Source organism: Paracidovorax sp. MALMAid1276 (genome assembly GCF_049198005.1).
Taxonomy (GTDB): domain Bacteria; phylum Pseudomonadota; class Gammaproteobacteria; order Burkholderiales; family Burkholderiaceae_C; genus Acidovorax.
Genome location: NZ_JBMIRS010000131.1, coordinates 1 through 3,566, shown reverse-complemented (window position 1 = coordinate 3,566; position 3,566 = coordinate 1). Strand labels below are relative to the sequence as shown.

General features: G+C 69.4%; 5 protein-coding genes. 3 read left to right on the top strand and 2 right to left on the bottom strand.

What is annotated here, in order from left to right; genetic code table 11:
• Positions 1–191, top strand: a 191-nt coding sequence (locus tag ACOQFS_RS08995; protein ID WP_421562553.1) for an RsmE family RNA methyltransferase, incomplete at its 5' end; no start/stop codon positions are given.
• 165 nt (positions 192–356) lie between these two features.
• Positions 357–1,520, top strand: coding sequence for a diguanylate cyclase (locus ACOQFS_RS08990; protein WP_421562552.1), 1,164 nt, complete (start codon positions 357–359; stop codon positions 1,518–1,520).
• On the opposite strand, the gene ACOQFS_RS08985 is transcribed toward ACOQFS_RS08990, so the two are convergent.
• Entirely contained in the window at positions 1,504–2,073 is a 570-nt protein-coding gene (locus tag ACOQFS_RS08985; RefSeq protein WP_421562551.1) for a DUF3617 domain-containing protein, read from the bottom strand. The two genes, ACOQFS_RS08990 and ACOQFS_RS08985, sit on opposite strands and share 17 nt — an antisense overlap.
• A 316-nt stretch (positions 2,074–2,389) precedes the next feature.
• Between ACOQFS_RS08985 and ACOQFS_RS08980 the strand changes: the two genes are divergently transcribed.
• Positions 2,390–3,127, top strand: a complete 738-nt coding sequence (locus ACOQFS_RS08980) for an SOS response-associated peptidase family protein (protein WP_421562550.1) — start codon at positions 2,390–2,392, stop codon at positions 3,125–3,127.
• A 61-nt stretch (positions 3,128–3,188) separates the two neighbouring features.
• Here the strand turns inward: ACOQFS_RS08980 and ACOQFS_RS08975 are convergent, their stop codons facing one another.
• The gene (locus ACOQFS_RS08975; RefSeq protein ID WP_421562554.1) at positions 3,189–3,509 is read right to left on the bottom strand and encodes a DMT family transporter; all 321 of its coding nucleotides are present in this window, start codon (positions 3,507–3,509) and stop codon (positions 3,189–3,191) included.
• Positions 3,510–3,566: the final 57 nt, after the last annotated feature.

Sequence of the window (3,566 nt, the reverse complement as noted above, 5' to 3'; positions counted from 1 at the left end):
CGGCCGGCAGTGCAGCGGACGCAAGCCGCGCCGTGCCCCTGCTGTTCCTGTCGGGCCCCGAAGGCGGCCTGAGCGCGCACGAAGAAGACCTGGCCCTGGCGCACCGCTTTGCCCCCGTCACGCTGGGCCCGCGCGTGCTGCGGGCCGAAACCGCTCCGCTGGCCGCACTGGCCGCGCTGACGCTGGCGTAAATTTGCCCCCGCCCCGTGCGGCCCGCCGTGCAGCAGCGCCCGCGCACTGTACGCGGCGGACCGCCCGCCGTAGAATTCGCGACCTGTCGGCAGCCCCGGCGCCCGGCGCCGTACCCGGCAGCACGCCGTTCCCCACCCTCCCCACCTCTGGCAGGAGCCCCTCACTTGCGCACCCCTTCCCGCTGGCGCCGCCTGACGGATGTGGTCCTGTCCACCGACCCCAAGCGCCGCACCCTGGTCGGCATGGCCCTGCTGGCGCTGGTGCTGATGGCGGCCAGCGCCAGCGTGATGCTCATGGTGGCGCATTCCGACCCCGCCACCAACCTCAGCTTCGTACAGTGGTGGGCGGCCATCTCCTTCGGGGGCCTGGGGGTGATGACGGCCTTCATCCGTTCGGGCGAAACCAAGCACCTCAACGACCCCTCGCTCACCATCCCGCAGATGGTCTGGACGATCACCAGCGGCGCCGTGGCCTACGTGCTGGCCGGGGACGCGCGCGGCGTGGTGCCCAGCGTGCTGGCGATGATCCTGTTCTTCGGCACCTTCGGGCTCTCGGTCGCCGAGGTCATCGGCATCGGCGTGTATGCGCTGGTGGCGTTCGGCTGCGCGATCGGCGTGAGCTCCCGCTTCAGCGCCAATGCCTCGGGCTACCTCGACACGGCCTATGCGCTGATGGTGGTCATCGTGCTGGTGGGCTGCGTGGCGCTGAACCTGCGCATCCAGAGCATCCGCGCGCGGCTGCACGAGCAGCGCGAGGCCCTGGCCCGCGCGCTCGAGGTCAACCGCGAACTCGCCACGCGCGACGAGCTCACGGGCCTGCTCAACCGCCGCGCCATGAACGACCTGATGGAGCTGGAGCGCCGCCGCAACGCGCGCAGCGGCCGGCCGCTGCTGCTGGCGCAGCTGGACATCGACCTGTTCAAGCGCATCAACGACCAGCACGGCCACGCCACCGGCGACCGGGCGCTGCAGGCGTTTGCGGGCGTGGTGCGCGCCAGCGTGCGCGACACCGACGTGCTGGCGCGCTGGGGCGGCGAGGAATTTGTGCTGATGCTCTGCGACACGAAGCTGGAAGACGGCCGCGACCTGCTCGAGCGCGTCCGCGACGCCGTGGCGGCGCTGGAGATCCCGCACGCCACCGGCACGCTGCGCCTGAGCGTATCGGCCGGGCTGGCCCAGCACCAGCCGGGCCAGCCGCTCGAACACACCCTGGAGCGCGCCGACCAGGCGCTCTACACCGCCAAGGCCCTGGGCCGCAACCGCGTGGTGCTGGCACCGGCGGGCCCGCGCCCTGCCGCAGGCCCCGCCGCCATCAACGCACGGACTTGATCGCGCCGCAGTCGGCCGACAGCCATTTGCCGGTTTGCGCCATCTCGATCAGCTCGGGCTTGCCGCCGGCCGTGGTGGTCTTGAGCTTGAAGTTGCCCGCGTAGGCCGTGGGGCCGCTGAAGGTCATGGTGCCTTCGCCCGAGCTGGGCGGCTGGCCTGCGGCACCCTTGCAGCTGAAGGTCATCGCCAGGGTGCTGGGGCCCGTGCGCTTGACGGTCTGGGTGCAGCCCTCCTGCTGCGGAATGTTGTCGAGATCGGCCTGCTCCGGGCTGATGCACACCTTCACCGTGTTGCCCTTGGGGCCGATGCCCACGCCCTGCTGCGCCATCATCTGCTCGATCTGCTTGCGCTGCTCGGGCGACATGCTGGCCATGGACTTCTGCATCTGCGCCATGGCGGCTTCCATCTGGCCGCTCTGGCTCTTCATGGAAACGGTGTTCTCCCACAGCCCGGGCCGCATCTTTTGTGGCTGCGCGTGCGCCACACCCGCTGCAGCAGACAGAAGCAGGGCGATGGCCGTGGCGCTGAGAGCGGAGATGGCGTACGGGTGCATGGTGCGGCCTTCCATGAAGGGTGAACAAATAAGGGGGGGCGGACTCGCGGCTCCTGCACACGGACAGGAGCACAGGGCGACCCCACGGGTGCAAACACGGGCGCGAGGGGAACAGTATCCCCAAGCGGCGGCGCGCTGCCAAGCGCGGAATGCGGATGCGCCGGTGCCGAGGCCTTGGGGTGGCCTGCACCTGGGAGCGGGCGGGATCGCCTCTTGGCAAGCACTACTATTTTCATAGCTATCAGCGCTTATCCGATAAGCGCTGAAGGCATTTTTTATTGATATTTTTTCTATCGCCACCCGCTACCATCGCCCCATGCCCACCCACTACGAAACCCTGCGCGCCGCCGACACCTACCGCGAGGCCTTCGCCGTCGAGCCCCCCGCCGCGCTCGGCGAGCGCCACCTGCGGCCCCGCAAGCCGGGCGCGTTCATCGTGCACACAGCCGCTGGCGCCGACACGGGCCACCCCGACGGCGTACCCGCCAGCGAAGGCCTGGTGGCCCATCGCCCCACCCGCGCGCTGGTGCCCGCGCAGTGGGGCCTGGTGCCGCACTGGGTCAAGTCAGCGTCTGATGCACAGCTGCGTGCCCCCAAGCTCACCCACGCCAAGGCCGACCTGGCCGCCTCCGGCACCGCGTTCCGCGATGCATGGCACAGCGGCCAGCGCTGCATCGTGCCCATGCAGGCGTTTTTCGAAGACGACTGGCGCAGCGCGAAAAAGGCCGTGCCCACCCGCATCGCCCGCGTGGACGGCAAGCCCCTCGGCGTGGCGGGCCTGTGGGCACGCTGGCAGGGGGCCGATGGCACGGTGATCGTGAGCTACTGCCTGCTCACCGTGGACGCGAGCAAGCACGCGCTGCTGCACCGCTACGGCCCGCCGGGCGGCGAAAAGCACATGCCCGTGATCCTGAACGAGGGCGCCTACGACGCCTGGCTGTCCGCCCGCCCGGACAAGGCCAAGGAGTTCATGCGCCAGTACGCGGCGCAAAAGCTCACGGCCAACCCGGTGGAGAATAAGGCGGACAAGTTGCCCAAGGGATGGCTGGAGTGAGTGCGTGCGACGACAGCCCGCACCTGCAGGACCGGCGCCGACGGGCCGGTACGCCACGGCGTCAATGCGCCGCAGACTTGGAGAACACGTTGATGACCACCACGCCCGCCGCGATGAGCGCCATGCCGGCGATGGCCGGAGCATCCAGCGCCTGCCTGAACACGATCCAGCCCACCAGCGAGATCAGCACAATTCCCACGCCGGACCAGATCGCATACGCGACGCCCGTGGGAATCGACGCCAGCGCCAAAGACAAAAAGTAGAAGGACACACCGTAGCCCACGACCGTCACCACACTGGGCACGGGGCGGGTGAAGCCGCTGGACGCTTTGAGAGCCTGTTCAATGTCTTTTTGAAGATCGCATTGGAGTGCAATCGGTATGAGTGGATGCGGCGGGTGCGCCGCATGGGCTCATGCCCATGCAAGCGGCCGGTGCGT